Annotated in this window: 3 tRNA genes; all 3 read right to left on the bottom strand. The window is 46.0% G+C overall.

Features of this window, described 5'->3' with window-relative positions:
* Positions 1–159: 159 nt before the first annotated feature.
* The 3 genes from EO92_RS02495 to EO92_RS02485 all read right to left on the bottom strand — a co-directional run bounded on the left by EO92_RS02495 (position 160) and on the right by EO92_RS02485 (position 459).
* Positions 160–233 (bottom strand) — tRNA-Val (locus EO92_RS02495).
* Between the two features lie 67 nt (positions 234–300).
* A tRNA-Gly gene (locus tag EO92_RS02490) sits at positions 301–372 on the bottom strand.
* Positions 373–384: 12 nt separating this feature from the next.
* Positions 385–459 (bottom strand) — tRNA-Phe (locus EO92_RS02485).
* Positions 460–515 lie beyond the last annotated feature (56 nt).

Raw genomic sequence — 515 nt, 5'->3', positions numbered from 1 at the left:
ACTGCCTCTTCAGGGCAGCGCTCTCCCACTGAGCTACCTGGGCAGGTAGATCTTATTCACCACTGAATTGCTCTTTAAGAATCAATCTTTAAAAGAGATATAGTGTTTTTGATTTTTACCTTCAGAAAAGATCTCCTGAAAGTTTTGAGTATCTTTGAGTGGGCCCGCTGAGATTCGAACTCAGGACCTCCGCCATGTCAAGGCGACGTCATAACCGGCTAGACCACGAGCCCTCTAAGATGCGTGTTATTTTTACTCCTTATAACAAATATGCTTGAAATAAGGACTCTAAAAAAGTTATACACCAGTCGGGACTCGAACCCGAGTTCGAGCGTTGGCAACGCCCGGTGATAACCGCTACACTACTGATGTGCTATGTTTTTATGGTGCCCAGACCCGGATTCGAACCGGGGACAACTGCCTCTTCAGGGCAGCGCTCTCCCACTGAGCTACCTGGGCAGGTAGATCTTATTCACCACTGAATTGCTCTTTAAGAATCAATCTTTAAAAGAGAT

This window comes from Methanosarcina sp. 2.H.A.1B.4 (assembly GCF_000979385.1).
GTDB lineage: Archaea > Halobacteriota > Methanosarcinia > Methanosarcinales > Methanosarcinaceae > Methanosarcina.
Note: the sequence above shows the minus strand (reverse complement) of the source record. Positions and strands in the feature narration are given on the sequence as shown.